This is a genomic window from Microbacterium sp. cx-59 (assembly GCF_020805625.1).
GTDB lineage: Bacteria > Actinomycetota > Actinomycetes > Actinomycetales > Microbacteriaceae > Microbacterium.
The window spans coordinates 309,078-334,357 of record NZ_JAJHGO010000001.1 but is presented as its reverse complement, the minus strand read 5'-3'; the positions used below and the strand labels follow the sequence as shown (position 1 = coordinate 334,357).

Here is a 25,280-nt window from a genome sequence, read left to right as displayed (position 1 = left end):
TGAGGAAGGTGTCGAAGAACGGAGGGCGCACGGCCGTGCGCGTGTACGGCCGTGTGGAGTCCGGGCTTCGGCGCGCGTCGGGGTCGCGGGAGAGGGCGCTGCGAGCGAGCGAATCGTTCGCCGCCATCACCGCGACCCTGGCGAGCATGGAAGCGGTCGCGACGCGCCGAGACACCGCCGAAGGCGAACTCAACGACTGGCGCGTGCTGCGTGGCGGCCTGGCCGCCGACGCTCCCTTCGTCTCCCGACTTCTCGACAAGCTGGATGGCCCGCGCGCAGACCGCGCCTTCCACCTGACCCGGTGCGCCCTCGGGATCGCCCTCCTCATCCCGGGTCGTGGCACGGCGCTCGACCGCCTGCGGCTCTCCGCGAACGCCGGTCTCAGCATCCTCGGCATGATCAATCAGACGCGTTCCCGCTACGGCGGAGACGGCTCCGACCAGGCGGCGCTCCAGGTGCACACCGCGGCGACGATCTCCCGTCTCGGCGGCGACGCCCGCTCCATCGACGCAGGCCTCTGGTACCTCTCGCTGCAGGGAGTCCTCTCCTACGCCGTGTCCGGATGGGTCAAACTGTTCGGTCGGCCGTGGCGCGAGGGAACGGCCGTATCCGGCGTCATGCGCACGCACACCTACGGGCACGAGGGAGTGTGGCGCTTCTTCCAAAAGCACCCGGCCCTGGAGAAGACGGCGACGCGGGCGATGCTCGTCTTCGAGTCCTCGTACCCCCTCGTCTACATCGGCGGACCTGTCGTCAACGCCGCCTACTCCGCGGTCGCCATGGGCTTCCATGTCGCGAACGGTGTCGTCATGGGGCTCGGTCGATTCGTGTGGGGTTTCGCCGCGTTCCATCCGGCGATCGCCTACACGACCGACGCCACCGCACGGAGGCGCGGGCGCAGCGACGCGCTTCCCGCCGTCGCGGGCGCCGCCATCGTGGCCGCGCTCGGGGCGACGGCACTCACCGCCACTCGGCGCCGGCTTCGCGTGCTCGACGGCCCGTCCTACCTCCAGCGCCTCGAGACATCGCGCGGCAGCACCCTCGCGTATGGCGGCAAGCAGCACGGGCACCCCGTCCTGCTGTTCCTGGTCAACGCCCTGTTCTCCACGCAGGACCACTTCGGGTGGGTGACCGGGCACCTCGATCGTGACGGCTCCGTCGACTTCATCACCTACGACCGCGCGGGGTACGGCGCATCCCGCGAAGCAGCCGATGACGCGTTCCGGATCGACGATGCCGTCTCCGACTTGATCGATCTGATCGAGAACGTCGCCGACGCGGACCAGCGCATCGTGCTCGCCGGACACTCCTACGGCGGCGAGCTGATCCGACGCGTGGCCGAACGTCTCGGTGACGATCGCGTAAAGGGTCTGGTGTTCATCGACGCCACGCATCCCGAGCAGTTCGCGCAGTCGGCCTCGCAGCGGGAGGGTCTGCGTCTCGTCCGTGACGCGCAGTCGCAGATGGGCCTCCTGGTGCGCGCCGGATTCGGCTCATTCCTCGATCGCCCGTCCTGGGTGACACGCCTTCCTCCCCCCTTCCGCGCCAATGCCGAGCTGCAGTACCGGGACGGCCGGATGTGGCGCGCCGGTCACCGCGAGCTGCGGGCGGTGGAACGCGAGCTCGACATCCCGCGCCCGCCGCGACTCGATGCCGGCTCCGGTATCGCCGGACTGGTGATCTCGGCATCCCGCACGATGTCGGACGCGGATGCCGCTCGGTTCCAGCGAGAGCTCGCCTCGACGTTCGTCGCGTCCGGAGAACCGATCGTGCTCGAAGCCACGCACGACACGCTTCTCACGGATCCGCTCGTCGCCGGCGAGGTCGCCGCGCGCATTCTCGCCTTCGCGCGACAGATGGGGGCACCGTCGTGATCTCGCCGCGAACGCTCCTGCGCGCCGGAACGCTGCCCCTGTTCGGCGCGGCACTCGCTGTGACGGCCGTCTCGCAGTTGCCGGGGCATTCCTTCGACCGTCTGCGGCGACGCGACCTCTTCGGTCTCATTCCGAACTGGAAGTTCTTCGCGCCGATCCCCGCCACCGATGACCACGAGGTCTTCCACCGCACGCGGACGGAGGACGGCGGATGGGATCAGTGGCAGCGGACCTCGCCGCCCGCACCGCGCAAGCTCGCCCACCTGGTCTGGTTCCCCGGACGCCGCGCCGACAAAGGCGTCTTCGATCATGCGACCGAGCTCGCCCAGCTGGCGGTGCTCGCGGATCCGGCCGAACTCGCACTCTCGTCGTCGTACCTCGTCGTCGCCGCGACCGTGCGCCGGACGGTCGCGGCCGCCGGCGGCCCCACTCCGCATCAGTTCGCCATCATCAAGCACGCCGGGTCCGACGATTCGGTCGCTCCCGAGGTCATCCTCCTGTCGCCCGTCATCGACCCTCCGAGTCCCGCACCTGTTCCGCCCATCGACGCTGTAGCCGTCGAGGCGACACCCCTCGTCTCCTCCCCCCCGCCCCCTGTAAGGAGTTCCGCACATGACCTCGATGATCATCCTCTTCCTCGTCGGCACCGGCTGCCTGGCCACGGCAGCCTGGGCTGTCTGGCGCGATCCCGCGAGTCGCGACAGTCTGCGTCGCGCCTTCGGGTCCCGCGGTCAAAGATGACGACGGTTGCCGCCGGGACGGCCAAATCCGTCTCCGAGCAGTACGGATCCGCCATCGCCGGCGTCTACGACGACATCTACGGCGAGCTCGACATCGAGTCGCCGGAAGCCGCGGCGCTCCGCGGACTGGCGCTCATGACGGAGGAGCCGCGCGTGATCGTCGAGCTCGGCGTCGGCACGGGGCGCGTCCTCGGCGCGCTCGGACGCGCTGTCGCCGGAACCGGTGCGGCACGCCTCATCGGCATCGACGGATCCGCTGACCTGCTGAGCCGCGCCGCGGAGCGATACTCGGACCTGGACCTGGAACTGGTGGAAGCCGACTTCAGCGACCCCGGGCTGACCGAGATCGTCGCACCGGGCACCGCGAGCCTGGTGCTGTGCGTGTGCGCGTCGTTCTCGATGCTCCCGGACCGTTCCGCACAAGCCGCGACGCTTCAGAACATCGCCGCCATGCTCGGCCGCTCCGGTGTCGCCGTGATCGAAACCCACTCCCCGGCATTCGTGCACGAGGTGATCGGAGCGGCACCGACGTCCATGTTCGTGCCCTACGCCCGTCACGAGAGCGGATTAGTGTGTTTCTCCTCCGTCGAGTCCGGGATCTGGACGATGCGTCAGGTGTGGATCGACGGCGCCGAGAGCACCACGGTGCTCGAGCAGAGCCTGCTCACGCCGCCTGAGGCGCTCACCGAACTTGCCGCCGCCGCGGGTCTGCGCGTCGTCGCTCTGACGGCCAGCTTCGCCGGTGGTGAATACCTCGGCTCCGCGTCGCCGCTGTTTGCGATGACGCTCGTCCCCGAGCTTTCGGACGTCGACGCGTGACATCCCTCGCTCTGGTCGGGGTCGTCAAACGTTACGGACCGACCACTGCTCTCTCCGACTACTCCATCACGGTCCCGTCCGGTCGCATCACGGCATTCGTCGGTGCGAACGGAGCGGGCAAGTCCACGGCGATGCGCCTCCTCGGGGGCCTTCGGGCGCCGGATGCCGGCCGAGCGACGATTGCGGGACGGCCGCTCGTGACGGCGGACCGAGCCCTCATCGGGCACTCCCCGGAGGACCGCGGTCTCTACGCGGACGAGTCGGTGCGCGCTCAGCTGCGCCACTTCGCGGAACTGATCGGGCTGCCGCGACGGAGCATCCGCACCCATGTCGATGTCGTCCTGGAGCGGACGGGAATCCTCCCGCTCGCGGAACGCCGCTTCGGGCTGCTCAGCCTCGGCAATCGCCAGCGAGCACAACTCGCCCTCGCCCTCCTCGGTTCGCCGAGCTATCTTCTGCTCGACGAGCCCTTCTCCGGACTCGACGTCGACGGGCTCGCGCAGGTCTCGGGCCTGGTGCGGTCCTTGGCGGCAGACGGGGTCGGCGTTCTCGTCTCGAGCCACCAGCTCGAGGTCGTCGCCGCGGTGTCCGATCGCGTCGCCGTCATCGCCGACGGCAGATCGGTGCTCGAGGGTGACATCTCGGATGTCCTCGGCGCTGCTGAACGCGCCCTTCGTCTCACGTTCCGCGCCGCCGAAGACACGGACCAAGAGCCCAACCTCCGCGGGTTCGCCGAGCGGGTAGCCGGACGTATCGAGCGGCGTGCGGGTTCTGTCGTCGTCGAGATCCCGATCGACCCCGGAGGCAGCATTGACCCCACGCTCGTCTCGGCGGCCGCGGCCGTCGGCACGCTCACCGCCGTGGATGTCACCCAGCCCTCCCTGCGCGAACTTCTCACGGCGGCGCCGCGATGACAGTCTCGTCTGCCTTGTCTTCGTTCCGAACAGTCCTCCTCCGAGACATCCGGCGGCAGCTCGCTGCCCCCGCGCAGCTCGTTCTGTTCGTATTGATGGCGGTGATCGCAGTCCTCGTGATCGTCGCGCCCGGCATCGTCGGTGCCGCTTCCGCATCCGCCCCGCGGGTATACGCCGTCGCGCCGTCCGACGTCGTCCGCATCGTCGCCTCCGAGCAGCCCGGATGGGAGGTGATCGGCGTCGACGCCGTGCCCGGAGACCTCGGCGGCGATGTGGCGGTCGTCGTCGCAGAGTCCGGTGTCGAGGTGCATGTCGAGAAGGCATCGCAGGTGGCGGAAGCAGCCGCCGTCGGCGACGTCTTCGCCGGCGCCGCCCTGTCCGCGGCATCCGGGATCGCGACGCCGCCGGTCGCCTTCCGGGCGGCGGTGGATGACGGCTCGGCCGTCGTGACACGTCTCATCACGCTCGTGTCGGCTCTGCTGGTGTTCTCGGTGATCACCGGGCGCGCGTCGTGGGCCTACGGCGCCCTGTCGCGGGACCTGTCCCTGGGCCTGTTCGACGCGGTGCTGGCCCGCGCATCCGCGGCCGGCCTCCTCGGCGGTCGGATCGTCGCCGCGGCCGTTTCGGGCATTGTGCAGTTGATCGCACTCGGCGCTATCGCCGCGGGCACGCTGACGGTCATCGGTGAATCCGAGGTTGCCGGACGGGTGGTGGAACTCGCCCTCCCGCTCTCCGTGTGGGCCGGCGCGGGCGTCGCCCTATTCACCTCGCTCGCCGTCGTGTTCGTGCTTCTCTTCCGTGGGAACGCGGCGTCGCTCGGAATTCTGATCCAGCTGGTCGGATTCGCCTCATTCGGCATCCTCATGGTCGCGCTGCTCGACCCGGGGGCCGGCTGGATCTCCGTCGCAAGCCTCATCCCGCCCGTGTCCGTGCTGCTGCTTCCGGTGCGGATGGCGGAGGGGCTCGCCGCCGCGACGGATGCGGCGGTCGCCGGCGGTGTGATGGCCGTCGCCATCATCGCGCTGTTCTGGCTCGCGCTGCGGGTGTGGCGTGCGGCGACGATGACGGACGGTCTCGGCCCGATGTGGCGCGCCGTCCTCGCACGTCGGTCGTCCGCGACGCGTCACGACCGACCCGACGCGCATGCGCTCACCGCCGCCGACGACCCGTCGGATCTGCGTCCGCGGACTCGGGTATGACGACCCCGGACGCGTTCGTCATAGGCGCCGGCCCGAACGGGTTGGCGGGCGCGGTGACCTTGGCGCGAGCGGGACTCGCGGTCACCGTGCTCGAGGCCGAGCCCACGGTCGGCGGGGGCCTGCAGTCCCACCGGCGAGGCGATGCCCTGTTCGATCGATACTCGGCCGTGCACCCTCTCGCCCTCGCGTCGCCCTTCTTCCGCGCGTGGGGACTGGAACAACGGGTGCCCTACATCGTTCCCGACATCGCCTACGCCCATCCGTTGGGAACCCGCGCGGCCATCGCCTACCGCGATCTCGACCGGACGGCGGACGAACTCGGGCGGGACGGTCGGGAATGGTCCCGACTGTTCGCTCCGCTCGTGCGGAACGCGGATGCGGTGACGGCGACCGCGTTCAGTTCCCTCCTCCAGGTGCCCCGGCATCCGGTCGCCGCGCTGGCGCTCGGCCGCACCGCGGTGCGGGGATCCTGGGCGCGAACGCGCTCTCTGCGCACTCCCGAGGCGCGCGCACTGTTGGCGGGTGTCTGGGCGCATGCCGGTGAGCCCCTCGGCTCGCTCGCGGCTGCCGCGGCCGGCTCGCTTCTGGCCACACATGCGCACGTGCGTGGCTGGGGCATCCCCGAGGGCGGCGCGCAGCGTGTCGCCGACGCTTTGGCCGCCGATCTCCTGGCGCACGGCGGTCGGATTGAGACCTCGACCGCCGTGGACGACATCACGGACCTGATGCACGCGCCGATCGTCCTGGCCGACGTCTCCCCCGCGGCTCTGCGTGCCATGCTCCCCGCGGCCCGGCGCGACGCCGCACCGCGTCCGCTTCGGCCCGGCAGCGGGGTCGCCCGCGTCGATCTGCGACTGCGCGGTTCGATCCCGTGGACCGACCCGCGTGTGGGGGGCGCATCGACCGTCCACCTCGGCGGCACCTGGCCGGAGATCGCTCACGCCGAGAACGCGGCGCGCTCGGGACGCCATCCCGAGCGTCCGTACATCCTCCTGTCGCAACCCACGGCGCACGATCCTCGCCGCTCGGCTCCCGGCTCTGAGATCGTGTGGGCCTATGTGCACGTGCCCTATGGATCGTCTCGCGACCCGCGCGACGCGGTGCTCGCCGAGCTCGAACGACACGCTCCGGGCACCCGGGACCTCGTCGCCGAGTCCTGGCGAACCCCGGCGTCGGCTCTGGCGGCGCACAACCGCAATCTGAGCGGAGGCGACATCACCGGGGGCGCGGCATCGCTCGCACGCCTGATCGCACGGCCCCGCCTGTCGCCGAATCCGTGGCGGACAGGGCTCCCCTCGGTGTATCTCTGCTCATCGTCGACGACGCCCGGACCGGGAGTGCACGGCATGTGCGGATGGTGGGCCGCGCGCACGGCGCTGCGCGATCGCTTCGCGATCGACGCACGCCTGTCAGACCTGTCGCCGACAACGATCCCGAGGGAAATTCCATGACGTCCTCCCCACCCATCGCACCGACGACCCCGGAGCTGCCGTTCCGGCACGGGCTCCGCCTCCTCGCCTCGTACGCCCGCCCATACCTCTCAATGCTCTCGGTGGGAGTGCTGCTCGGGCTGTTCGCCACGGGGGTGACCCTCGCGACGCCGATGGTCACCAAGTGGGTTCTGGACTCGCTCGGCGCGGACCTCGACCTGAGCACCCCGGTGATCGTCCTGATCCTCCTCCTCATCGTCGGGACGGTCGCCGGGCTCGTGCAGACCGTGCTGCTCGGCCGTCTCGCCGAGCACATCGTGCTCGACGCCCGGCGGTCGCTCATCCAGCGGTTCTTCCGCGCACGCCTCGAACAGGTGCAGCGGTTCAAGACCGGCGAGCTCGTGACGCGCATCACGAGCGATACGGTGCTGCTCCGCGCGGCGACGACCTCGAGCATCGTGCAACTCGTCAACGGCACGGTGTCTCTCGTCGGAACGATCGTCCTCATGGCGATCCTGGACGGGACGCTGCTCCTCACGACGCTCGCGGCGCTCGTCGTCATCGGCGGCCTGTTCGGTGTTCTGCTGCCGCAGATCGGCAAGACGTCGAAGCGGGCACAAGATGCGATCGGCGACCTCGGCGCGCAGCTCGAAGGCGGAATCCGCGCACTCCGCACGGTCAAGTCGAGCCGGGCGGAGACGCGCGAGATCGCGCGCGTCACTCACAGCGCGGAGGAGTCTGCGCGTCACTCGGTCCGGGCCGTCTGGTACTCCGCACTCATCTGGACCGTGGCCGGCGGCGGGATGCAGCTGTCGATCATCGTCATCCTCGGACTGGGCGCGTGGCGCGTGAGCCTGGGCGAGCTCGCCGTGTCGACGCTGGTCGCGTTCCTCCTCTACGCGTTCAACATCGTCGACCCGATCACCTCGCTCGCCGGCGCGTTCGCATCGGTGCAGGCGGGGCTGGCCGCGGCCGCCCGCATCCGCGAGACCGAGCACCTCGACCTCGAGGACACCACGCGCGGCAGCGGTGCACCGGCTACTCCGCCGGCGGATGATCGCGTTCCCGCCCTGGCTCTACGTTCCGTCTCGGCCGGCTACCTCGGCGAGGACGGCTCGGCTGTGGAGGATGTGACGATCGAGATCCCGCGCCGTGGCCACACCGCGTTCGTCGGGCCGTCCGGCGCTGGGAAGACCACCGTCTTCTCGCTCCTGTTGCGCTTCATCGACCCGAGGTCCGGACGACTCGAACTCGACGGCATCCCGTACGAGGATCTGAGCATCGATCATGTGCGTTCCCGGATCGCCTACGTCGAGCAGGAGACGCCCGTCATCCCCGGGACGGTCCGAGACAACGTGCTCTTCCGCGCGGACGATGCCGACGATGCCGAGGCCTGGGACGCGCTCGCGGCCGTCCGGCTCGATGAGAAAGTACGCTCGCTACCCTCCGGTCTCGATACGACCGTCGCGGAGACGAACCTCTCCGGGGGCGAACGCCAGCGCCTGGCCGTGGCGCGAGCCCTCATCCGGCGGCCCGGAGTCCTCCTGCTCGATGAAGCAACGGCGCAGCTGGACGGGGTGACGGAAGCCGCCATCCAACGGGTCATCACGGACGCGTCGAAGACCGGCGCCGTCGTCACGATCGCGCACCGACTGTCCACCATCCTCGACGCCGATCGGATCGTCGTGCTCGACGGTGGCCGCATCCGTGACACGGGCACACATCACGAACTCCTCGGCCGCGACGCGCTCTATCGCGAATTCATCGAGGCGTTGCGGATCGACACGTCCGTGGTGCCGGCGCTCGGGGTGTAGCGGGCCGGACGCCGCGCCCACCCGCGGCGGCTTTGTCACGGCGCGATCCTCGACGGGCCGACCCCGCCAGCGCGGAGGATGGTGCGCGGCGGTGGCGTGAGTGGCGCGTCGCGGCCGGAGAGGGCCGGGATGCGCGGCATCGAACGCACGCTGGAGCGGCAGGCGGACGCCGCGCGACACAAGGTCGACGGGATGCACCGCCCGGGGGCGTTCGTCGTCTCCGGCACGCTCGCGGGCGCCTACGTCGGGATCGCCGTCGTGCTGATGCTGAGCGCGGCCGGGCCGTTCGTCGCGGCGGGCGAGGCTCCCGCGAAACTCGTGAGCGGGCTCGTCTTCGGGGTCGCGCTCACGCTCGTGGTGTTCGCCGGCGCCGAGCTCGTGACGTCGTCGATGATGACGCTCACCCAGGGCGTGCTCATGCGCGCGGTCCGCGTCGGACCCGCCGCGCTGACCCTGGGCGTCACGTTCGTCGCGAATCTTCTCGGCGCTGTGGTCTTCGGCACGCTGGTGAGCCTGTCAGGCGTGATCCATGCGAATCTCGCGGCCCACACGATGCTGCGGGCGATGCTCGCGGCGAAGGCCGAGGAATCCGTCGGCGAGCTGTTCGTCCGCGGCATCCTCTGCAACGTGCTCGTGTGTCTCGCGATCTGGATGTGCGCGCGGCTGCGCGGTGACGTCGCGAAGCTCGCGGTCATCTTCTGGGCGCTGCTCGCGTTCATCACGTCGGGGTTCGAGCACGTCGTGGCGAACATGACGACCTTCACGCTCGGGATGCTCGCGGAGGCTCCCGGGGCGACCTGGCCGATCGCAGGCGCGAACATGCTGTGGGTCGGCCTCGGCAATCTGGTCGGCGGCGCCCTGATCGTCGGGCTCGCCTACTGGCACATCGGCGGCCGCCCGAGAGCGACGGATTCGGCTGCGGGCCGGGTCGTCAGCGCCTCCGTGGACAGCTCGCGCCCGTAGTCACCCTGGTGCTCGACGAATCCTTCGATCAGGATGGGACGAGCGCACAGCATCTGGCCCCGCCGCCCGCATCGAAGGAGCAGACCACCATGACCTCCGTGATCATCCTCGTTCTCGTCGGGAGCGGCTGCCTCGCGACCGCCGCCTGGGCCACCTGGCGAGATCCCGCCAGCCGGGAGACCCTGCGTCAGTGGTTCGGCGCGAGCGAGGAGCACTGAGCGGCCCCATCCGGTTGTGCGGCCGAACGGGTTCTCGCCGTCACCGCAGCGCGGTCCGGCTCGTCGCGGTCGCTTGTAGGTCCACCCCCTGCGGCACGAACACCGAGACGAGCGGCGGATGCCAGACGCTCGACACCGTGACCCGAGCAGACACCCCGTCCGGAGTATCCGCGGCAACCAGCGCGGCATCCACGGAGGCGGATGCGAGAAGCGCCGCTGCCTGCTCCCGCACCCCCTCCGAGGTGAGCTCGGCGCGGGGCTGGCCGTCCTGCACCTCGAGCGTGAACCCGTCGGCGGCGGCGAGCGCGGCCGCATCCGCCGTTCCGTCGAGCCGCTTCTGCGCGAGATAGAGGTCGGTCGCGCACACGCAGACGAACACCGCCGCCAACGCGAGCACGACGTAGCCGATCACGAGCGGCATGATCGTGCCGTCCTCGTCGGTCGTGAGCTCGCGCAGCCGAGTCACGGCGCCGTCCCCCAGAACCTCGACACCTTCTGCACGGCCGATGCCTCCACCGGCACCGCGGCGATCTGATCGAGCCCGAAGATCGGCGGCATGAACGGCAGCTCGGCCCGCGTGCGCACCGTGACGACCAGCGTCGCGCCCGCCGCCGGGCACTCCCCGGCGCTGTCCGTGCACTCCCACGAGACATCGAGCTCGCCGGGATCGACGCCGTACTCCGCCGCGATCGACGCGAGCACGAGTTCGGCGCGCTGGGCGGCATCCCCCGCATCCGTCGCCGTGGAAATCGCACGCGCCGTGTGACGCGCCGCGGCCTCGACGCCGAGAGTCTGACCCTGGATGGTGCCCAGCGCGAGCATGAGATAGATGATCGGCACGAGCAGCAGCACGCCGCCGACGATGAACTCGAGCGACGCCGAGCCCACGTCGTCGGCGAGCGCCGAACGCCATTCCTCGCGGGGCGAGTCAGTCGAAGGTCTCGATCGGGGCATGCGCCTGCACCTCCAACGCTCCGGGAAGACCGAACAGACCCGCGAGCGGCAGCGTCGCCGTCACTGTGACCCGAACGGCCGGGTAGCCCGCGGTGGCGTCCTCCGCCATCCGCACATCCGCCGCGTAACCTGCCCCGATCGCGCGCTCGATCACTTCACGCGTGCGATCCGCCCCCTCCGCTGCGCTCGTGTCGGCGAGGGCCGCGTGATAGGCACCCTCGACCGCCGCATCGTGCACGACGTTGCGCACATAGATGGCGAAGCCGAACTGCAAGATGGCGAGCGTCAGGACCGTGAGAAGCGCGCCGACCAACACGAACTCGACCGGGGCGGAACCCCGCTCGTCCGCGCCGAGACCGCGCTTCTCCTCGGGCATGAGTCGGTCAGAGTCCGGAGACCCGCGAGATGGCCTGCTCGAACAGGCCCGCAAGTGCCGGACCGGCGACGGCCCAGATGACGACGACGAGCCCCGCCGTCATGAGCGTGACTAGGTCGAAGTCTCCCCCGGGGGCATCAAGCACCATTCGTGAACGTGAGTGGTGCCTAATACCTACCTAGCTCGCACGCGTGCGCTGCTCCCGCTCGGCACGGCGCTCGTCGCGGATCCGCCGGAGTCGGTGAACGAGCATCGGGTCAAGTTCGAGCGCCTCTCTGGTGTCGATCGCCCGGCCGAGCAGCTGGTAGTACCGTGCCGGCGCGACGCGGAACCGGGCACGGATCGCCTCTTCCTTCCACCCGGTGTGCTTGCCCCACTGCGCCTCGAACGCGAGCAACTCACGCACGGGGATCTCGGCGGGAGTCACCAATCGGACTTACGCGCGGCCGCGCGCACGTGACGCTTGAACCCAGACATCGCGGCCGCCTGGGTCGCTCCCGAGCCGCGGCTGCCGCACTCGCACACCCAGGCCACGCGCGGACGGCCGTCACGGTCCTCTGTCAGATCCAGGTCGGAGATCGCATGCATGGCGACAGTGTCTCCCCGACCTCCGACATTCCCGTTACCCTGCGGGCATGACCGACCCGTTCGAGGACGCAGCGCAGCCACACTGCCCCGAGTGTGGCACCGTGCTGCGCGACGATCCCCGTGGTCTCGAGTGCGGCGGATGCGGCGTACTGATCCTCCGAGACGGAACCCGCGTCACGAGGTGAGGGCGTCGGACGCTCGGCATACGATCGACGCATGCTCATCGGACTCATCCGCCCTGTCGAAGTCCAGACCCGGGAAGTAACCGGCGAAGGCATCGCCGCGATCCACGAGCAGCTCACTGCCCCGCCCGGGTGGGAACTGACGCAGGCGCACATGGAGCCGCAGAAGGGGTCGACCGAGTTCCGGTCCGTCGGAATCTTCGCTCGCCGTGACGCCCTCACGGAGATCGAGGCCGACGACACCGCGGCGCTGCGCGCGAAGGTGCCCGACGGCTACGAGTTGCTCAGCATCATCCGCCGATGACCGTCCTGCACCCCGACGTGATGCTGAGCATCAGCATCACCGCCGCCATGAGCCGTGATCAGTACACCGGCCATCCCCAACCTGTCATCGACGAGCTCCGGCAGCTCGGCGGCGCGCGCACCGACATCCTGCTACCCGACGTGGGCCGTTGGATCGGCTACCACGGCATCGAAGAGAACAAGATCCTGACGTCGGCGCTGCTCGCCGCTTTCCCCGGCGCCGTGTCGTTCATTGCTGAGGGGCAAGAGCGTCGCGGGAAGCCGCCACACGGGACATACGAAAAACGCGCGTGACGTGTCCAGTGGCGGCGAGTCGGCGCACACCGCTACCCTGATCGCCACAACTGATTGGGAGGGATCGACCATGGCGAACAACGACGAGGACCGGTACGTCGTACCGAACCAGGAACGCGGTGGGTGGGACGTGAAGAAGGAGAACGCGGAGCGCGCGTCCGCCCATTTCGACACCCAGAAGGAAGCGATCGCCCGCGCCCGCGAGATCGTCGACAACAGTGGAGGCGGTCAGGGGGACGTCCGCATCCAGGGCCGAAACGGCAAGTTCCGAGACTCCGACTCCGGACGCAACAACGAGTCTCCGGCGAAGGACACCCGCTAGCGCGGTCCCCACAACGACGAAGAGCCCCCGGCTACCTCATCGCGAGGTAACCGGGGGCTCTTGCATGTGGAACGCGACGTGCACACTCTGAGGGAAATAGGGCCCGTTCGAAGACTCATGCGGCACCGGAGAGCGTGACCCTCTAGAGTCGGCGCATGACGATGACGGTGTACCTCGACGGGGGCAGCGGAAACCTGGCCGAGTACGAAGCCGACGAAGCGACTGAGTACCTCAGTGCTCGAGGCGTGTGGTGGAAGCGCAGCGCGACACCCGAGCCGAGCGGGCGCCTGATTTACGAGCCCTCTGCCGCGCCCCACGTGCAGCCATCGAAGCACGAGTGGACCGCGCAGCTCGCGGACGACGATTCGTGGAGCATGGGCCCGGGCGCGCGCCGCGAACTGCACGGCGACTGAAGCACGAGAGAACTTTGAGGCGAGACTGCTTCAGGTGCGGCTGACTGCACCGGCCGCTATGCTCACGAACCATGAGCCTCTTCGACGCTGGCTACGGCCCCATTGTCATTTTCGGTCTCGCCGTGTTCCTCGCGGGGAGTGTCTTCTTCATCAACCGCCGCGCGCGTCGCGCCGCAGACGAGCACTTCGATGACACGGCCACTCCGTCCGGCATCTCGGAAGCTGAGTGGTCGGACTCCATCAAGTAGCTCGTCTGGTGGGCCGGGATCAGCGCATGGCCGCCAAGGCATCTGCGAGAGACAGAACCGGCATGCCCAGCCCGGCGATGTAGTCGACCAGTGCTTCCAGATCGGCGGCCGTCCAGGTGTACTGATAGGCCGCCGCGACGGTGACGATCTCGTGGAACGTCAGGATCAGGACGCTCCCGCTCGCGTAGGCGGAATCAACCTTTCCCTTGATCGTGGCAAGAGTGTTGGCGTTGGTCACTGCGAGAGAACGGAGGGTGGTGAGTCGCGCCGGGGGGACGGTTTCGAACTGACCCGTGGTCGTTCTCCCCGCCTTGAAGTAACGCGAGACCGTCTGGTACGAATCGGTGTCGAAGTGTCCGCCGCCGTACGCGAAGCTTTCCGACCTGAACCCATTCTGGACCCCCCACAATCGCAGGGCACGGAGTTCGTCCGCCTTCTGCTGCGGGGTCATCCCCGGCAACGTCTGGTTGTGCGTTTCCATGCTGGTGGCGTGAGCACCGATCTCCCACCCGTCGCGATCGAGTGCACGGAGATGATCCATCGTGAGATACGTCGGCGTGTCGATGCGATTCGTGACCGGGAACACCGTTCCCAGATAGCGGTATTTGTTGAAGATCGGGCGCGCGAGATCCCACAGGCTTCGTGAGCTGTCATCGAAAGTGAACACGACGCACCCGTTGGGGAACGTACCCGGCTTCTGGTAGAGGCTCGTTCCTCCGAACTTGACCGTGATCGGGCCCGTGGCATCATCCGTTACGCGCCACCGGAATCGCGTCGCAGCGGTTCCCGCGCCCGTACCCACGACGGCGACGAGGCTGAATGTGACGAGCGCCCAGTCGTCGCTGGTGAACGGGAATCGGCCAGTCGTGATCGACGCGACTGAGTACGAGTTCGAGTTCGTGAACGTCGTCGTCGTTCCGATGTGCAGCAGCAGGGAAGAAAGCTTGGACGGGTCGCTCACCTTCATCAGAGCCACGATCGTCTTACCTGTGGGATCGATCGGCGTCGCAAGCGCGGGACTGAGGAAGAACGCCTGCCCTCCCGCCCCGTCCGTCACACCCGAGACGACCTGGTTCGCCCACCCGATGTCGCCAGTGTCGTTCAGGTTCACGGACGACCAGGCGCCGCTACTCGTCCACCCGTGTCCGCTGGCAAAAGTCGTAACGACCTTCTCCTGGGGGCGAGTCGGTCGCCCGGTGCTGGGAGCGTAAGCCTCGTCGGCAACCGCGCTGACGAGACCCCCGGCAACATCCACAATCTTGGGGAGAAGGGCCGCTTCGGCAGGCGAGCCCGGACGGGCGATCTCGGATCCGATGAAGTCCGCTGCGGGGATGGTGTTCGGGCCAGCGGGGCCGGGATCGCCCTTGACACTGTCACCCTTGTCCCCCTTGTCGCCCTTCGGCCCTTTCAGGTTCCCCAGGAGAATCTTGCTCATCGTTCGTACCTCCAGTAGTTGCCGGTTTCCGTGTCGTACCCGAAGTCGCCGTCGACGGCCGCGGGCGGGAAGTCGAGCCCGCCGGTGAGATCCCACCAGTAGGGGTTGGCGCCGCCCTCGCCGCCGCCGCGATTGAAGAGCAGCTCGCTGTACGACATCGACTGCACGTCCGGCACCGCGACCGAGAACTGGAGGCTCTGTTCGCCGTCGAGATCCTGCTCGAGCGTGAGTGTCACGCCGTCCGGCGTCGGGGGCAACGCCCAGGCGCCGCTGGTCAGGTACGGGATGCCGTCGCGGACGGTCGCCCACCCGACGGCCTGCGTGACGTGTCCGGCGCCGATGTCGAACGGCCGCGACGCGCGCACGCGCAGCAGGCCGTTCGCCGGGCGACCGGCGGAGTCGAGGATCGGACCTGTGATCGTAGGCATAGGCGCCTACCCCCTGTTCGTTTCGTCTATGCGGCTCTGGAGGTCGCGGAGCTGAACGGAAAGCCATCGGCGGTCGCTCGCGGGCACGGGGTATCCGCCGGCCACGCGTTCGGGTGCGCAATTGAGGGTGACGTCGCCTTCGGCGTCGAACGAGATGCGGACGATGCGGACGCGATACGTTCCGGCGGGAACTCGGGCGGTCTTGGCGACTTTGATCTTCGCCCAGTCCCCCGGCCAGTACGTGCCGAGCTTCGGATCCTGGTCGCGCTTCACCTTGATCGTGAAGGTCTCGGTGAATGCGGAGTACCGGACGACGGCCTCGTCAACGTAGGCCTGCAGCGTGTCGGCGCGGAGCACGCTGTTCCGGTTCTCGACGGTCTCCATCATCGGGAACCCGGTGTCGAGCAGCGCGCTTGAGGATGCCTTCACTTCGAGGCGGGTCTGCGTCTCGTCGTCGGTGGCGCCGACGCCGTACGCGTGCGTGGCGAGGTCGCGGCCGTCTCGATCGAGGTCGGTGATCGAGGCGAACGGTCCGGGCGCAGACACGTCCCAGTAGTGATCGGCGCCCGCCTGCGTGAGGTCGGGGTCGCCGGTGAGCAGATCCCAGCGGATATGGCGATCGCCGTCGAGCTTCGGACGGAACGTGATGTCGGGCCCGTTCTCGACTTCGGTGAGATTGGTCAGCGCCTCGGCGACACGCATCATGTCGACGCCGGGGTACTCCCGTTCGTTCGTGCCGGGGAAGTCCGGCTCGAAGTCGATCGGCAGGCCCGCCGCCGGCCACGAGCATGCCTGCTGCACGAGGCGCTTGGCGATGGTCCGCAGCGACAGGTTCGTCCACTTCGAGGTGACGGCCGACGGCAGCTGCGCGCCGCCGAGTACGGGTAGCACGAACCGCTTCGCGAAGTACTCCCATGCGCCGACGGCGTTCAGCGTCGAAGAGTATGGGAACCCGAACGGGTCGCCCTGGATCTGCCCGGCGGCGAGCAGCACGCCGTTCTCGACCCAACCGATCGCGTCGCGCTGCGGCAGCAGCCGGTTGGGGATGTCGAGGTCGGTGTCGGTGGCTGGATCGACCTGCGGCAGCGCGAGCTGCGCGCGGATCGTCTCGGGGGCGTTCAGCGTCAGCTCCACCCCGCACGATACGGGCGTGAGCTTGCGGATCACGAGCTCTCCGGAGAGGAAACGTGCGCCGACGAGGTATCCAGCCACCGACGCCTCCTCAGATGTTGTGCGCGCCCGGGTGGGTGAAGTTGCCCGGGTTGTGTGGGTCGACCACAGCTGCGATCTCCTCGGCCGTCGCGAGGGTGGTGATGTTCACGACGGTGCCTGGGGCGGCCTCTCCGGCGTCGATGGGGACGCGCGTGGGGTCGCCGGGCAACGTGGCGAGGATGAGGCGCACGAGCGACGTCAGCGCGGCGAGGAACGCCGCCTGCAGGACGAATGCCCAGTCGACGTCGGTGATGAGCGTCGCGCCGATGAAACCGGCCGCGAGGGACTGCGCGAACGTCTTCACGACGCGCTCGACGGCGGCCAGCCACCACGGCAGCTCGACGCCTTCGACCTCGGGCAGACCGGCGACGCTCGTGACGAGCGAGGCCAGGAAGCCGAGCGAGGCCGTGAGCGCGATCGTGAGCCACGGAACGTCGGCGACGAGGGCCGCGCCGAGGTAGGGCAGCGCGATCGCGAGTGCTGTGTAGAGGCCCCGCAGCGCGGCGTCCTTCCACCAGGCGGCGTTGGTGAGATTGGTGAGCATGATGACCTCCTCAGGTCGTTGGCACGCAGAGAGCTGCGGGCTGATTGATGGGGATACCCGTCGCCGGGTCGATGACGATGACGGTGAGAAGTTGCAGCGAGTAGCCGTCAGGGCAGCTCGGCCCGGACGGTCCGACGGGGCCGGGAGGCCCGGTCTCGCCCTGTGGCCCCTGCGCCCCTTGCGGACCCGGCTCGCCCTGCGGTCCAGCAGGCCCGGATGATCCCGACGCGCCGCTGTCCCCGTTGGCGCCGCTGCTGCCCGTTTCGCCGGTCGGACCGATCGGGCCCTGGGGTCCGGGAGCGCCGGGTTCTCCGGCGGGGCCGCGGGCACCGGTCTGACCCGCGGGTCCGGTGACGATGTCGTCTGGGTTGTCCCCCTCCGGCGCCTCGCCGAGCTCGAGTAGTTGGTCGTAGAGTCGCTGCGCGTTCTCCTGCGACGCGTGTAGGTCGGCGAGCAGACCGTCGATCTGCTGCGCCTGGGCGGCGTTGCGGTCATTCGCGGCCGTCACCCGCTGAGCGAGGTTGATGATCGTGAATGTCGCGAGTGCCGCCAGGGCGAGGGAGAGCAGCGCGCTGAGGATGACGAAGACGACGCGGGAGCGGTTGGCGCGTGTCATGGCATCACCCCCCGAACAACGGTCGGAATGCGATCGCGATCACGCCGAGGAAGGCCGCGACCGCGGACAGGATGATCGAGATCCCGACGTTGTACTTCCGGGCTTCCATGCGGTCCTCGACCACCTGGAGACGGCCGGCGACGGCCTTCCGTTCGGTTGCTTCCTTCTCGTCAGCGGCGATGCGTTCTGCCTTCTCGGCGTCGACGGCCGCGACGCGCTCGGCGCGCTCCCGTTCGAGCGCACCGGTGAGGTCTCGGATCCGCTCGTCGACGCGCGCCTGGTCACTGCGCGTGGCCATGTTGAGCTTGATCTCAGTGACGTCGTCGGCCGTGCCCTTCGTCCGCTCGTCGAGGCGCGCGAGCTTGATCTCGATGGATTCGGGTTCGCCCACCGTCACCCTCCGTTCAGCAGCGACAGCGCCCACGACAACTCCCAGACGAGCAGCGCGGAGAACGCGGCGAGCAGGATGCTCGGAGGCCAGGGGCCGCGCCACCACGAGGCGTGAGGACGCGGCCCCGCGTGGCGCGGACCCTGGCGGCGCATCAGAAGTTCCCGGCGTTCAGGCGCTGCTGGAGCGCGCGAACAGTGGCGGGACCGACGGCGCCGTCCTGAGCAACGCCGAGGTGGCGCTGCAGGGCACGCTTGGAGTTCGGGCCCCACACGCCGTCGGCGGTCGTGCCGATACGGGCCTGGAGGGCGCGGTACGTCTGCGGGCCGAGGACACCGTCCTGCGCTACGCCGAGCGCCCGCTGGAGCGCCTTCGTGGTCGCCGCGCCCCACGAGCCATCAACCGCGATCTGCGCGGCGCGCTGCGCCGCGTAGCGCTCGTGGGTGGCCTGGGTGATCGCCCCCCACTTGCCGTCCTGGCCGATGCCGAGGAACGCCTGGTAGCGGCGGTACGCGTCGCGCGTCGCCGGTCCCTCGATGCCGTCGACAGCGAGCCGCTCGCCGCGGGCCACATTGAGCCAGTTCTGGCGGTCCTTCGTCACCTGGTTCGCGGCCGGAGCGGATCCACCGCGCCCGACGGCCGCGAGCACCCGCTGGATGAACGGCCACGGGTCGATGAACGTGCCGGTACGGCGCCGGAAGACCTCGACGTGCACGCAGGATCCGGACGTCGCGCCCGAGTTGCCCTCGTGCAGAAGAATCGTGCCCTGCGCGATGCCGCCGCTGTTCTGCGATGCCCACGGACCGTGGGAGTAGGAGATGTCGTACTCCTCACCCTCGAAGCTGGCGCGCTCGGTGACGCCGTACCCGAAGCCGTGCGAGGGGCTCGGGGAGGTCTTCGAGACGATCGTGCCGCCGAGCAGCGCCGGGACGCCGACGGCGCCGGGCGTGCGGGAGTGCGAGAAGTCCTGGCCGCGGTGCTTGCGGCCGTTGCCACGGGCGGCGCCGAAGTGGCCGCCGCTTGAGCGTGCGCCCTGCGTGTAGAACCCTGCGATGGTGCTCACGGCTGAACCTCCTGGTCGTTGCGGTGCGGGTCGTCGGCATCGCCGACGCTGTCGTCGCCCTCCAGCTCCCACGCGGTGTCGGTCGGGTCGACCTCTTCCGGGATCTCGGGGGTGGTGTTCGGGTCGCTCATGGCGGGTGTCCTTCCTGGTTGCATGGCGAAGCCCCCGGCGGGTGCCGAGGGCTGAGGTGGTGCTAGTGGGTCAGCGGACGGTGCGGAACGATCCGCTCTGCTTGAGCGACGGGCGAGCGCGGCGCCAGACGCCGTTGACCTTGATCCAGGGGCTCGCGTTGCGCCACTGGCCGCCGACTTTGATGCGGCCGCCGGCGTCCGTGGTGAGGGCGATCGAGGCGCTCGGGCTGTTCCCGACGTTGCTGCGGGCGTAGATGTACACGTGGTACGTCGTGCCCGGCTTCAGTAGGTCGGTGAGACCGGCGCCCGCGGGGTTGGTGTACCCGTTCGAGTTCACGTCCGACCAGATGCGCGGGTTGTTTGAGCCGTTGATCTCGTACCAGTCGGCCGTGTAGCCCAACGGGGTCGAGCCTCGCCAGTCGGCGGGGCCGGAGTAGTTCACTCCGGCGCTGATAGGCGTGACGTCCGCGACGCGCAGATCACGAGGCGCGGTCGGGGGCTTCGGGATGCGGCCAGGCGCGCCGATGCTGCCGTAGTGCGACTCGTTGAAGTTGCCGTACGTGAGGCGCATGCCGAAGTCGACGCCGCCGAGGAATCCGTTTCCGTCGTGGTAGAACCGGTGCTCCCAGTAGTCGTGCCATCTGGTCGCGCCGTTCCCGAGCCCGCCGGGGAGGAAGGGCTGCCCGGCATGGCGGCCGAGCTCGCCGCCGCCCCACCATGTGACCTGCTCGCCGTAGTTGTTGAAGAACGACGAGGTGTTGCCCGTGTTGCGTGCGCGGAGCCAGACGCCGAGGACCGAGAAGTTCTGGCCCCAGTCCTGACGGACCCAGTCGGCCTCCATGAAGAACTCTGTCGATGGGCCCGACTTACCGACCCCGATGCGTACGGTACCCACGGGAACCCCCTACTTAGATCGGCTGGAAGTACACGTCGCCGTCTCGGCCGAGCGTGTTCGCGGGCGCGCCTGAGCCGCTGTAGATGGTCGGCATCCCGAGCGCTGCGCGGGCGTCCGCGGGGTTGGTGGATCCCGTGCCGCCCTGCGCGACGGTGATGACGCCGACATTGAGACCCGACAGCCCGAGGATGTTCGTGAACGCCTTCCCCGACTGCGTGTTTGTCGCGCCCGCGCCGATCTCCTTGCGCGCGAGCTCGATGCCGCCTGCGGGCAGGTCCGGGGGTAGCGGCGATGCTGCCGCCGCTCCGGAGACGACGTCGATGATGAACTCGGTGTTCACCGCGGATCCATCCAAGGGCGGATCCGGTTGCTTGGCGTAGATCCGGTCGATGCGAGGGTTCACGCCGTCGGCGGGGTCCGTCTCGCACGTCACGCTCGAGGGCATGCCGATCAGGTACGCTCCGCCGGATGCGGTGCGCACGATGACGAGGCCTCCCCCGCTGACGGTGTACTCCATCGCCGCGGGCGCGCCGCTGACGACGAAGTGGTCGGCGCCCATGCGTCCGGGCGTCGCGACGCCGGGCGAGGACTGCCGGAGCAGGATGGCGAGGGCGCGGCGGAAGCCGACGCTCGTCGTCCCTTCGTCATCGTCGTTCAGGTCGATCGCGAGTCCAGCGGTTACGGTCACCATTTAGAGCCACGCCCCTTCGGAGTAGTCGACCGCGAGCTGCGAGCCGGGTTGCGGGTCTTCGGGGCTGAACAGGTATCCACGGGTCTCTGCTGGCCCGATCGGCACCCAGTCAGCACGAATGAGGTTCTGGGAGACGTCTGCCCCGTCGAGGTTCGCGCGGCCTCCCGCGAACGGGGTGATGGTCAGCTCCTGGCCGCGGCCGACGGGTGCGTCGTACTCGATGACGCTCGTCTCGGAGCTGATCGCGAAGCGCGGCACGGGCCCGCGCACGGTGAACTTCTCGGGGAAGAGGTCAGCCGTGCCGGGGTTGTGGATGATGAACACGCCGGGGAAAAGCACGCCGCCCGATGTGCCGAACGACACTGCGCCGTCGACCATCGGGAAGCGGAGACCGCCCGACGGCTCGATCGCCGCGTCCATCTCGATTCGCCGCCTGGGGCCGTACTTCCGAGAGTCGTGAGTCCAGATGGGGATCTCGAACTCGGTGAAGGTCTCGTCGATGTCGCGGACCTTGACCTGGCCGCGGATCTTCGCGCGTCGGAGCGACAGCCACTGGCCGCCGACGAATGCTCGGAAGTTGAGGTCGCGCTTCTTGGCCAGTGACGCGAGCCACGGCCGCGCAACGCGATCAGCCCACCCGGGAGTGGCCGACTCGCAGGTTCCGCGGACCACGATGCGGCGCGGTCCGACGAGCACCTCATCGGGGTCGAAGGCGCCGTCCTCCCCGGGGACGAGGTTCTCATCGAACCGCGTCTCCGGGGAGTCGTAGAGCCCCTCGATCTCTTCCAGCCACCACATACCCGCACCGGGTTCGGTGTAGATGCGGCGGCCGTCGATCTCGATCATCAGCGCGTCCATCGGAACTCCCTCGCGACCAGCTCGGCCTGTTCCTGCGGACTCATGCCCGGGAGCGCCTGCACGGTGATGTGGGTGTCACCGCCGCCGCGTCCGGCGACGTAAGCCGCGGACTGATCGGGGGTGAGCACGGCCTCGGGGCGGCCGGACAGGTTCACTGCCATGCCGCCGTGGGGGATCCATCCGCCCTGGTCGTAGAGCTTCGGGATCACACCGCCGTTAGCCATCGCCCAGTGGACGTGGTTGAAGTGCTGCGACCGCACCGGCTCGGGCCAGTACGTCTCGCGCCCGTTCCGCAGCTGCCGGCCACCCGCCGGGGAGTAGATCAGCTCGCTGCTGTCGGGGAACGCGCCCTTCAACCAGTTGAAGACGTCCATCCGCGGCGTGAGGTCGACCGCTCGCCCCTTGCCGTGGTAGCCGGGGCTACCGGGCCGGTAGGCGGAGTTGAGGCGCACGTCCGGGAACCGGGCGTGCACGGCGTTCCACATCGCCTCCCAGCCCATGCCCTTCCCGCCGGACACGGCGGGCGCAGCGCTGGCGAACAGTCCCGCCATGCTCTTGACGGTGTTCGTCGCGAGCGCGCCGACGGTCTGTCCGAAGATGTTCTGGTCGCCCATGAGGGGCCGGATGATGCCGTCGATGACGTGCTTCTGGATCGCTCCGCCCGGGTTGGACAGGAACTCCCACGCCACACCAGCAGCGCCCTGGACGTTCTTCCACACGTCGCCCGCGAAGTCGAGTACTCCGCCGTTGGCGAAGGCGCGACCCTCTCGGGCGGCCTTGTTCAGCGCCGCGACGCCAGCGGGACCGCCGACGGCACGCGTGAACTCGGGACGCATGATGGCCTCGCCGCCGGAGAGCGCGAGCCCTCCTGCGGTCGGCGACCAGAACTGGTGCACGTCGCGGCCCGGCGTGTAGCCGGGCAGCACGCCGCCGGATGCGAACTTCACGAGGTCTGCCTTCGGCAGTTTCATGTCGTTCAGTCCGAGGGTGCCGACGAGGTCGTTCCAGAACGAGCGGAGACCGTTGTTCCAGACCGTGTCGAGCACGAAGTTGATCGGAGCGGCCGCGGCCTGCTTGATCCCCTCCCAGGCCGTCGCGATGCCCTTGGCGACGCCCTCGAACGCCTGCCCGATCAGGCTGATGCCGACCTTGAACGGGGTGAAGACGTTCTGGTCGATCCAGTTCCAGACGGTCGCGATGGTGCTCGAGATCCCGTCCCAGACCGGCTTGATGACGTTCGCGTAGAGCCACTGGAAGACGATCCCGAGGCCCTGCAACGCGAGCCCGATGAACCCGACGATCGGCTCGATGATCGTCGTCCAAATCCACGAGAACACCTGCCCGATCGCCGCGAAGACGGGCGACAGCACGTTCTCCCAGAGCCATACGGCGATCGCGCCCCAGAACCGGAAGTAGTTCACGATCAGCGTCCCGATGGGGCTGATGATGTTCTCCCAGATCCAGGTGAAGACGGCCCCGATGCCTGCGAACACGGGCTGCAGGATCGTCTCCCACAGCCACGTCGCCGCGGCGCCGATCGCGCCCATCACGGTCGACCAGATCTGCTGGCCGAGCTCGGTCTGCGTGAAGAACCAGACCAGCCCGGCGACGAGCGCCGCGATCGCAGCGATGACGAGACCGATCGGGTTCGCCGACAGGGCTGCGTTGAGCACCCACTGCGCCGCGGCCGCGACCCGAGTGGCCGCGCTCGTGGCGAGGGTCGCCGTCTTCTGCGCGATGGTCGCCAGCACCCCGCGAGAGCGGGCGGCGGTCTGCGTGTTCTCCGCCGACGTCGACGCCACCGTGCTGGCCATGCTCATCCGGTTCGACGCGGCGAGCGACCGGTTCGCCCCGGCGAGCGCGAAGGTCGAGGTGATCTGCAGGCCCATGCCGATCACGGATTCGCGGCCGATGACGTTGTTGAGCGCCTGAGCGCCCTTCCAGGCCAGGATCAGCCCGATGACGGCGGGCATCGCCGCGGCCAGCAGGTCGACGTTGTCGGCGAGGAACCCGAAGGCGCCCTCGGCGACGTGCACGACGTCGGTGAGGCCGGGCAGCTGGCTCGTGGCGTCGGTGACGACGGGCAGGATGGTGCCGAGCGAGTCGCCGATCGACGCGAATGCGCCGCCGAGATCGCCGGACGTGAGGTCGGTCCAGAGGGACTTGACGCCGTCGCGCAGGTCGAGGATGAAGCCGACCATCGGCGAGTCTTCCTGCCAGCCGAACGCGTTGCGCAGCTTGCCGGAAAAGTCGCCGCCGACGATGAGATCCCAGAGGCCCTGAACGCCGTCGCGGACGTCGAGGATGAAGTCGACGGGCGCCGAGTCTTCGGCCCAGCCGAATGCGTCGGTGAGCTTGCCGGTGAAGTCGCCCTGGACGATGAGGGCGTAGAGGCCCTGCGCTCCGGTCCACAGGTTGCCGAAGAACGCGGCGATGCCGGGCGCTGCGTCGACGAGCCATTGCACGCCGCCGCGGACGTAGGGCAGCGCGTCGCCGACGAGGGTGATCGCTCCGGCCAGGCCGTCCTTCAGCATCGGGATGAGCGGCTGGATCGCCTCGGCCATGCCGACCGAGAACGTGTCCTGCAGCGTCGCCCACAGGCCCGAGAGGGACTGCGACTGCTGCTCCATCATGCCGTTGAAGCGTTCGAGGCCCTTGCCGGTTTCGAGCGCGGCCATGAGCTGCTCGAGCTCCTGGCGGCCGAGCTTGCCGGCGCCCGCCATCGCGGCGATTTCTTCCTTCGTCTTGCCCGTCGCGGCGGTGAGCAGGTCGAACACGGGGATACCTGCGTCGCGGAGCTGGTTGAGATCCTCGGCGCCGATGCGCCCGGCGGCGTTCATCTGCTGGATCGCGACCGTGGCGCGCTGGATGCCCTCAGCTCCGGTGCCCATGCCCGAGGTGACGTTGCCGAGCGTGGTCATGATCGGGATGACCTTGTTCGCGTCGATGCCGATCGAGATGAGGGACTGCGCAGAGCGTTGCAGCCCCGGCAGGTCGAACGGGGTCTTCGCGGCGAACGAGGACAGCTCGGAGAGGAAGGCCTGTGCCTTCTCCCCCGATTGCAGCATGGTGGTGAAGGCGATCTCGGCCGTCTCCATGCCTGCGGCAGTGCGGATGCCGACGCCCGCCGAGGCGAGGCCGATTCCGGCGATCGCCGCGATCCCGGCCTTGGCGACGTTGGTGAAGAACGATCCCATCCGGGATCCGGAGCGCTCGACGCCGTCGGCGTACGCGTTGCCCGCGTCGCGCCCGGCGGCCGCGACCTCCGGCTCGGCCTTGCGCAGCTCGTTGGCGACGTCCTTCTTGACGCCAGGCATCCGGACGCCCAGGGCGACGTACGCGTTCGCGATCTCCACGCCAGTCGCCAT

General features: G+C 69.2%; 32 protein-coding genes. 13 read left to right on the top strand and 19 right to left on the bottom strand.

Annotated elements, in window-relative coordinates:
• The first annotated feature begins 8 nt into the window (after nt 1-8).
• The 8 genes from LMI96_RS16265 (at nt 9) to LMI96_RS16015 (ending at nt 9,971) form a co-directional block, all read left to right on the top strand.
• Nucleotides 9-1,874: an alpha/beta fold hydrolase gene (locus LMI96_RS16265; RefSeq protein WP_228360264.1), complete on the top strand. Its 1,866-nt coding sequence runs from the start codon at nt 9-11 to the stop codon at nt 1,872-1,874.
• Nucleotides 1,871-3,433, top strand: coding sequence for a class I SAM-dependent methyltransferase (locus LMI96_RS16260; protein WP_228360263.1), 1,563 nt, complete (start codon nt 1,871-1,873; stop codon nt 3,431-3,433). The genes LMI96_RS16265 and LMI96_RS16260 overlap by 4 nt, the downstream gene beginning before the upstream one ends.
• Nucleotides 3,430-4,347, top strand: coding sequence for an ABC transporter ATP-binding protein (locus LMI96_RS01615; RefSeq protein ID WP_223720836.1), 918 nt, complete (start codon nt 3,430-3,432; stop codon nt 4,345-4,347). The genes LMI96_RS16260 and LMI96_RS01615 overlap by 4 nt, the downstream gene beginning before the upstream one ends.
• Before the next feature lie 14 nt (nt 4,348-4,361).
• The gene (locus tag LMI96_RS01610; RefSeq protein WP_228360262.1) at nt 4,362-5,546 is read left to right on the top strand and encodes an ABC transporter permease; all 1,185 of its coding nucleotides are present in this window, start codon (nt 4,362-4,364) and stop codon (nt 5,544-5,546) included.
• Entirely contained in the window at nt 5,543-6,997 is a 1,455-nt protein-coding gene (locus LMI96_RS01605) for an NAD(P)/FAD-dependent oxidoreductase (RefSeq protein WP_228360261.1), read from the top strand. Before LMI96_RS01610 ends, LMI96_RS01605 begins: the two co-directional genes overlap by 4 nt.
• A complete protein-coding gene (locus LMI96_RS01600; RefSeq protein WP_223720833.1) occupies nt 6,994-8,790 on the top strand; it encodes an ABC transporter ATP-binding protein in 1,797 nt (598 codons plus the stop codon). Before LMI96_RS01605 ends, LMI96_RS01600 begins: the two co-directional genes overlap by 4 nt.
• Before the next feature lie 129 nt (nt 8,791-8,919).
• A complete protein-coding gene (locus LMI96_RS01595) occupies nt 8,920-9,753 on the top strand; it encodes a formate/nitrite transporter family protein (RefSeq protein WP_223720832.1) in 834 nt (277 codons plus the stop codon).
• Between the two features lie 89 nt (nt 9,754-9,842).
• Nucleotides 9,843-9,971 carry a hypothetical protein gene (locus LMI96_RS16015; protein ID WP_267059111.1) on the top strand — a complete coding sequence of 43 codons (129 nt, stop codon included), beginning with the start codon at nt 9,843-9,845 and terminating at the stop codon, nt 9,969-9,971.
• A gap of 40 nt (nt 9,972-10,011) precedes the next feature.
• Here the strand turns inward: LMI96_RS16015 and LMI96_RS01590 are convergent, their stop codons facing one another.
• Genes LMI96_RS01590 through LMI96_RS01565 form a run of 6 tightly spaced genes read right to left on the bottom strand, consistent with a single transcriptional unit; the run spans nt 10,012 to nt 11,889 of the window.
• Nucleotides 10,012-10,392, bottom strand: a complete 381-nt coding sequence (locus LMI96_RS01590) for a pilus assembly protein TadG-related protein (RefSeq protein WP_223720877.1) — start codon at nt 10,390-10,392, stop codon at nt 10,012-10,014.
• Between the two features lie 41 nt (nt 10,393-10,433).
• Nucleotides 10,434-10,925, bottom strand: a complete 492-nt coding sequence (locus tag LMI96_RS01585) for a TadE family protein (protein WP_228360260.1) — start codon at nt 10,923-10,925, stop codon at nt 10,434-10,436.
• On the bottom strand, nt 10,900-11,301 hold the full coding sequence (locus LMI96_RS01580) for a TadE/TadG family type IV pilus assembly protein (protein ID WP_228360259.1): 402 nt from the start codon (nt 11,299-11,301) through the stop codon (nt 10,900-10,902). Before LMI96_RS01580 ends, LMI96_RS01585 begins: the two co-directional genes overlap by 26 nt.
• Before the next feature lie 7 nt (nt 11,302-11,308).
• Nucleotides 11,309-11,449 carry a hypothetical protein gene (locus LMI96_RS01575; RefSeq protein WP_228360258.1) on the bottom strand — a complete coding sequence of 47 codons (141 nt, stop codon included), beginning with the start codon at nt 11,447-11,449 and terminating at the stop codon, nt 11,309-11,311.
• Between the two features lie 30 nt (nt 11,450-11,479).
• The gene (locus LMI96_RS01570; RefSeq protein WP_228360257.1) at nt 11,480-11,728 is read right to left on the bottom strand and encodes a DUF3263 domain-containing protein; all 249 of its coding nucleotides are present in this window, start codon (nt 11,726-11,728) and stop codon (nt 11,480-11,482) included.
• On the bottom strand, nt 11,725-11,889 hold the full coding sequence (locus tag LMI96_RS01565) for a hypothetical protein (RefSeq protein WP_228360256.1): 165 nt from the start codon (nt 11,887-11,889) through the stop codon (nt 11,725-11,727). The genes LMI96_RS01570 and LMI96_RS01565 overlap by 4 nt, the downstream gene beginning before the upstream one ends.
• 216 nt (nt 11,890-12,105) lie before the next feature.
• Here LMI96_RS01565 and LMI96_RS01560 point away from each other — a divergent pair, with 216 nt between their 5' ends.
• The 5 genes from LMI96_RS01560 (at nt 12,106) to LMI96_RS01540 (ending at nt 13,651) form a co-directional block, all read left to right on the top strand.
• Nucleotides 12,106-12,375, top strand: a complete 270-nt coding sequence (locus LMI96_RS01560) for a hypothetical protein (RefSeq protein ID WP_228360255.1) — start codon at nt 12,106-12,108, stop codon at nt 12,373-12,375.
• Nucleotides 12,372-12,668, top strand: a complete 297-nt coding sequence (locus LMI96_RS01555) for a hypothetical protein (RefSeq protein ID WP_228360254.1) — start codon at nt 12,372-12,374, stop codon at nt 12,666-12,668. Before LMI96_RS01560 ends, LMI96_RS01555 begins: the two co-directional genes overlap by 4 nt.
• 70 nt (nt 12,669-12,738) lie before the next feature.
• Nucleotides 12,739-12,990 carry a DUF2188 domain-containing protein gene (locus LMI96_RS01550; RefSeq protein WP_228360253.1) on the top strand — a complete coding sequence of 84 codons (252 nt, stop codon included), beginning with the start codon at nt 12,739-12,741 and terminating at the stop codon, nt 12,988-12,990.
• A 155-nt stretch (nt 12,991-13,145) separates the two neighbouring features.
• Nucleotides 13,146-13,403 carry a hypothetical protein gene (locus LMI96_RS01545; protein ID WP_228360252.1) on the top strand — a complete coding sequence of 86 codons (258 nt, stop codon included), beginning with the start codon at nt 13,146-13,148 and terminating at the stop codon, nt 13,401-13,403.
• Between the two features lie 71 nt (nt 13,404-13,474).
• Nucleotides 13,475-13,651 (top strand): hypothetical protein, encoded by a 177-nt coding sequence (locus tag LMI96_RS01540; protein ID WP_228360251.1) that lies wholly within the window; start codon nt 13,475-13,477, stop codon nt 13,649-13,651.
• Nucleotides 13,652-13,670: 19 nt separating this feature from the next.
• On the opposite strand, the gene LMI96_RS01535 is transcribed toward LMI96_RS01540, so the two are convergent.
• The 13 genes from LMI96_RS01535 to LMI96_RS01480 form a co-directional block, all read right to left on the bottom strand.
• A complete protein-coding gene (locus LMI96_RS01535; RefSeq protein ID WP_228360250.1) occupies nt 13,671-15,086 on the bottom strand; it encodes a polysaccharide deacetylase family protein in 1,416 nt (471 codons plus the stop codon).
• Nucleotides 15,083-15,514: a hypothetical protein gene (locus LMI96_RS01530; RefSeq protein WP_228360249.1), complete on the bottom strand. Its 432-nt coding sequence runs from the start codon at nt 15,512-15,514 to the stop codon at nt 15,083-15,085. The genes LMI96_RS01535 and LMI96_RS01530 overlap by 4 nt, the downstream gene beginning before the upstream one ends.
• 6 nt (nt 15,515-15,520) lie before the next feature.
• Nucleotides 15,521-16,726: a hypothetical protein gene (locus LMI96_RS01525; protein ID WP_228360248.1), complete on the bottom strand. Its 1,206-nt coding sequence runs from the start codon at nt 16,724-16,726 to the stop codon at nt 15,521-15,523.
• 10 nt (nt 16,727-16,736) lie between these two features.
• A complete protein-coding gene (locus LMI96_RS01520; RefSeq protein WP_228360247.1) occupies nt 16,737-17,270 on the bottom strand; it encodes a holin in 534 nt (177 codons plus the stop codon).
• 10 nt (nt 17,271-17,280) lie between these two features.
• The gene (locus LMI96_RS01515; protein ID WP_228360246.1) at nt 17,281-17,886 is read right to left on the bottom strand and encodes a collagen-like protein; all 606 of its coding nucleotides are present in this window, start codon (nt 17,884-17,886) and stop codon (nt 17,281-17,283) included.
• Between the two features lie 4 nt (nt 17,887-17,890).
• Nucleotides 17,891-18,277: a hypothetical protein gene (locus LMI96_RS01510; protein WP_228360245.1), complete on the bottom strand. Its 387-nt coding sequence runs from the start codon at nt 18,275-18,277 to the stop codon at nt 17,891-17,893.
• Nucleotides 18,278-18,279: 2 nt separating this feature from the next.
• Nucleotides 18,280-18,429 (bottom strand): hypothetical protein, encoded by a 150-nt coding sequence (locus LMI96_RS01505; RefSeq protein ID WP_228360244.1) that lies wholly within the window; start codon nt 18,427-18,429, stop codon nt 18,280-18,282.
• Nucleotides 18,429-19,337, bottom strand: a complete 909-nt coding sequence (locus LMI96_RS01500) for a peptidoglycan-binding protein (RefSeq protein WP_228360243.1) — start codon at nt 19,335-19,337, stop codon at nt 18,429-18,431. The genes LMI96_RS01505 and LMI96_RS01500 overlap by 1 nt, the downstream gene beginning before the upstream one ends.
• Nucleotides 19,334-19,468: a hypothetical protein gene (locus tag LMI96_RS16010; RefSeq protein WP_267059108.1), complete on the bottom strand. Its 135-nt coding sequence runs from the start codon at nt 19,466-19,468 to the stop codon at nt 19,334-19,336. The genes LMI96_RS01500 and LMI96_RS16010 overlap by 4 nt, the downstream gene beginning before the upstream one ends.
• 70 nt (nt 19,469-19,538) lie before the next feature.
• A complete protein-coding gene (locus tag LMI96_RS16255) occupies nt 19,539-20,363 on the bottom strand; it encodes a fibronectin type III domain-containing protein (protein ID WP_228360242.1) in 825 nt (274 codons plus the stop codon).
• Nucleotides 20,364-20,376: 13 nt separating this feature from the next.
• Complete coding sequence (locus LMI96_RS01490) at nt 20,377-21,054, bottom strand: hypothetical protein (protein ID WP_228360241.1); 678 nt, start codon at nt 21,052-21,054, stop codon at nt 20,377-20,379.
• Nucleotides 21,055-21,912, bottom strand: a complete 858-nt coding sequence (locus LMI96_RS01485) for a hypothetical protein (RefSeq protein ID WP_228360240.1) — start codon at nt 21,910-21,912, stop codon at nt 21,055-21,057.
• Nucleotides 21,900-25,280: a tape measure protein gene (locus LMI96_RS01480; protein WP_228360239.1), complete on the bottom strand. Its 3,381-nt coding sequence runs from the start codon at nt 25,278-25,280 to the stop codon at nt 21,900-21,902. The genes LMI96_RS01485 and LMI96_RS01480 overlap by 13 nt, the downstream gene beginning before the upstream one ends.

What these genes read in the sequence shown, in the direction of transcription:
- LMI96_RS16015 (WP_267059111.1), top strand. Translation starts at nt 9,843, where the DNA reads ATGACCTCCGTGATCATCCTCGTTCTCGTCGGGAGCGGCTGCCTCGCG.
- LMI96_RS01590 (WP_223720877.1), bottom strand. Translation starts at nt 10,392, where the DNA reads ATGCCGCTCGTGATCGGCTACGTCGTGCTCGCGTTGGCGGCGGTGTTC.
- LMI96_RS01545 (WP_228360252.1), top strand. Translation starts at nt 13,146, where the DNA reads ATGACGATGACGGTGTACCTCGACGGGGGCAGCGGAAACCTGGCCGAG.
- LMI96_RS01565 (WP_228360256.1), bottom strand. Translation starts at nt 11,889, where the DNA reads ATGCATGCGATCTCCGACCTGGATCTGACAGAGGACCGTGACGGCCGT.
- LMI96_RS01520 (WP_228360247.1), bottom strand. Translation starts at nt 17,270, where the DNA reads ATGCTCACCAATCTCACCAACGCCGCCTGGTGGAAGGACGCCGCGCTG.
- LMI96_RS01605 (WP_228360261.1), top strand. Translation starts at nt 5,543, where the DNA reads ATGACGACCCCGGACGCGTTCGTCATAGGCGCCGGCCCGAACGGGTTG.
- LMI96_RS01575 (WP_228360258.1), bottom strand. Translation starts at nt 11,449, where the DNA reads ATGGTGCTTGATGCCCCCGGGGGAGACTTCGACCTAGTCACGCTCATG.
- LMI96_RS01600 (WP_223720833.1), top strand. Translation starts at nt 6,994, where the DNA reads ATGACGTCCTCCCCACCCATCGCACCGACGACCCCGGAGCTGCCGTTC.
- LMI96_RS01580 (WP_228360259.1), bottom strand. Translation starts at nt 11,301, where the DNA reads ATGCCCGAGGAGAAGCGCGGTCTCGGCGCGGACGAGCGGGGTTCCGCC.
- LMI96_RS01595 (WP_223720832.1), top strand. Translation starts at nt 8,920, where the DNA reads ATGCGCGGCATCGAACGCACGCTGGAGCGGCAGGCGGACGCCGCGCGA.
- LMI96_RS01585 (WP_228360260.1), bottom strand. Translation starts at nt 10,925, where the DNA reads ATGCCCCGATCGAGACCTTCGACTGACTCGCCCCGCGAGGAATGGCGT.
- LMI96_RS16010 (WP_267059108.1), bottom strand. Translation starts at nt 19,468, where the DNA reads ATGAGCGACCCGAACACCACCCCCGAGATCCCGGAAGAGGTCGACCCG.
- LMI96_RS01515 (WP_228360246.1), bottom strand. Translation starts at nt 17,886, where the DNA reads ATGACACGCGCCAACCGCTCCCGCGTCGTCTTCGTCATCCTCAGCGCG.
- LMI96_RS01560 (WP_228360255.1), top strand. Translation starts at nt 12,106, where the DNA reads ATGCTCATCGGACTCATCCGCCCTGTCGAAGTCCAGACCCGGGAAGTA.
- LMI96_RS01530 (WP_228360249.1), bottom strand. Translation starts at nt 15,514, where the DNA reads ATGCCTACGATCACAGGTCCGATCCTCGACTCCGCCGGTCGCCCGGCG.
- LMI96_RS01505 (WP_228360244.1), bottom strand. Translation starts at nt 18,429, where the DNA reads ATGCGCCGCCAGGGTCCGCGCCACGCGGGGCCGCGTCCTCACGCCTCG.
- LMI96_RS01540 (WP_228360251.1), top strand. Translation starts at nt 13,475, where the DNA reads ATGAGCCTCTTCGACGCTGGCTACGGCCCCATTGTCATTTTCGGTCTC.
- LMI96_RS01555 (WP_228360254.1), top strand. Translation starts at nt 12,372, where the DNA reads ATGACCGTCCTGCACCCCGACGTGATGCTGAGCATCAGCATCACCGCC.
- LMI96_RS01485 (WP_228360240.1), bottom strand. Translation starts at nt 21,912, where the DNA reads ATGGACGCGCTGATGATCGAGATCGACGGCCGCCGCATCTACACCGAA.
- LMI96_RS01550 (WP_228360253.1), top strand. Translation starts at nt 12,739, where the DNA reads ATGGCGAACAACGACGAGGACCGGTACGTCGTACCGAACCAGGAACGC.
- LMI96_RS01535 (WP_228360250.1), bottom strand. Translation starts at nt 15,086, where the DNA reads ATGAGCAAGATTCTCCTGGGGAACCTGAAAGGGCCGAAGGGCGACAAG.
- LMI96_RS01490 (WP_228360241.1), bottom strand. Translation starts at nt 21,054, where the DNA reads ATGGTGACCGTAACCGCTGGACTCGCGATCGACCTGAACGACGATGAC.
- LMI96_RS01480 (WP_228360239.1), bottom strand. Translation starts at nt 25,280, where the DNA reads ATGGCGACTGGCGTGGAGATCGCGAACGCGTACGTCGCCCTGGGCGTC.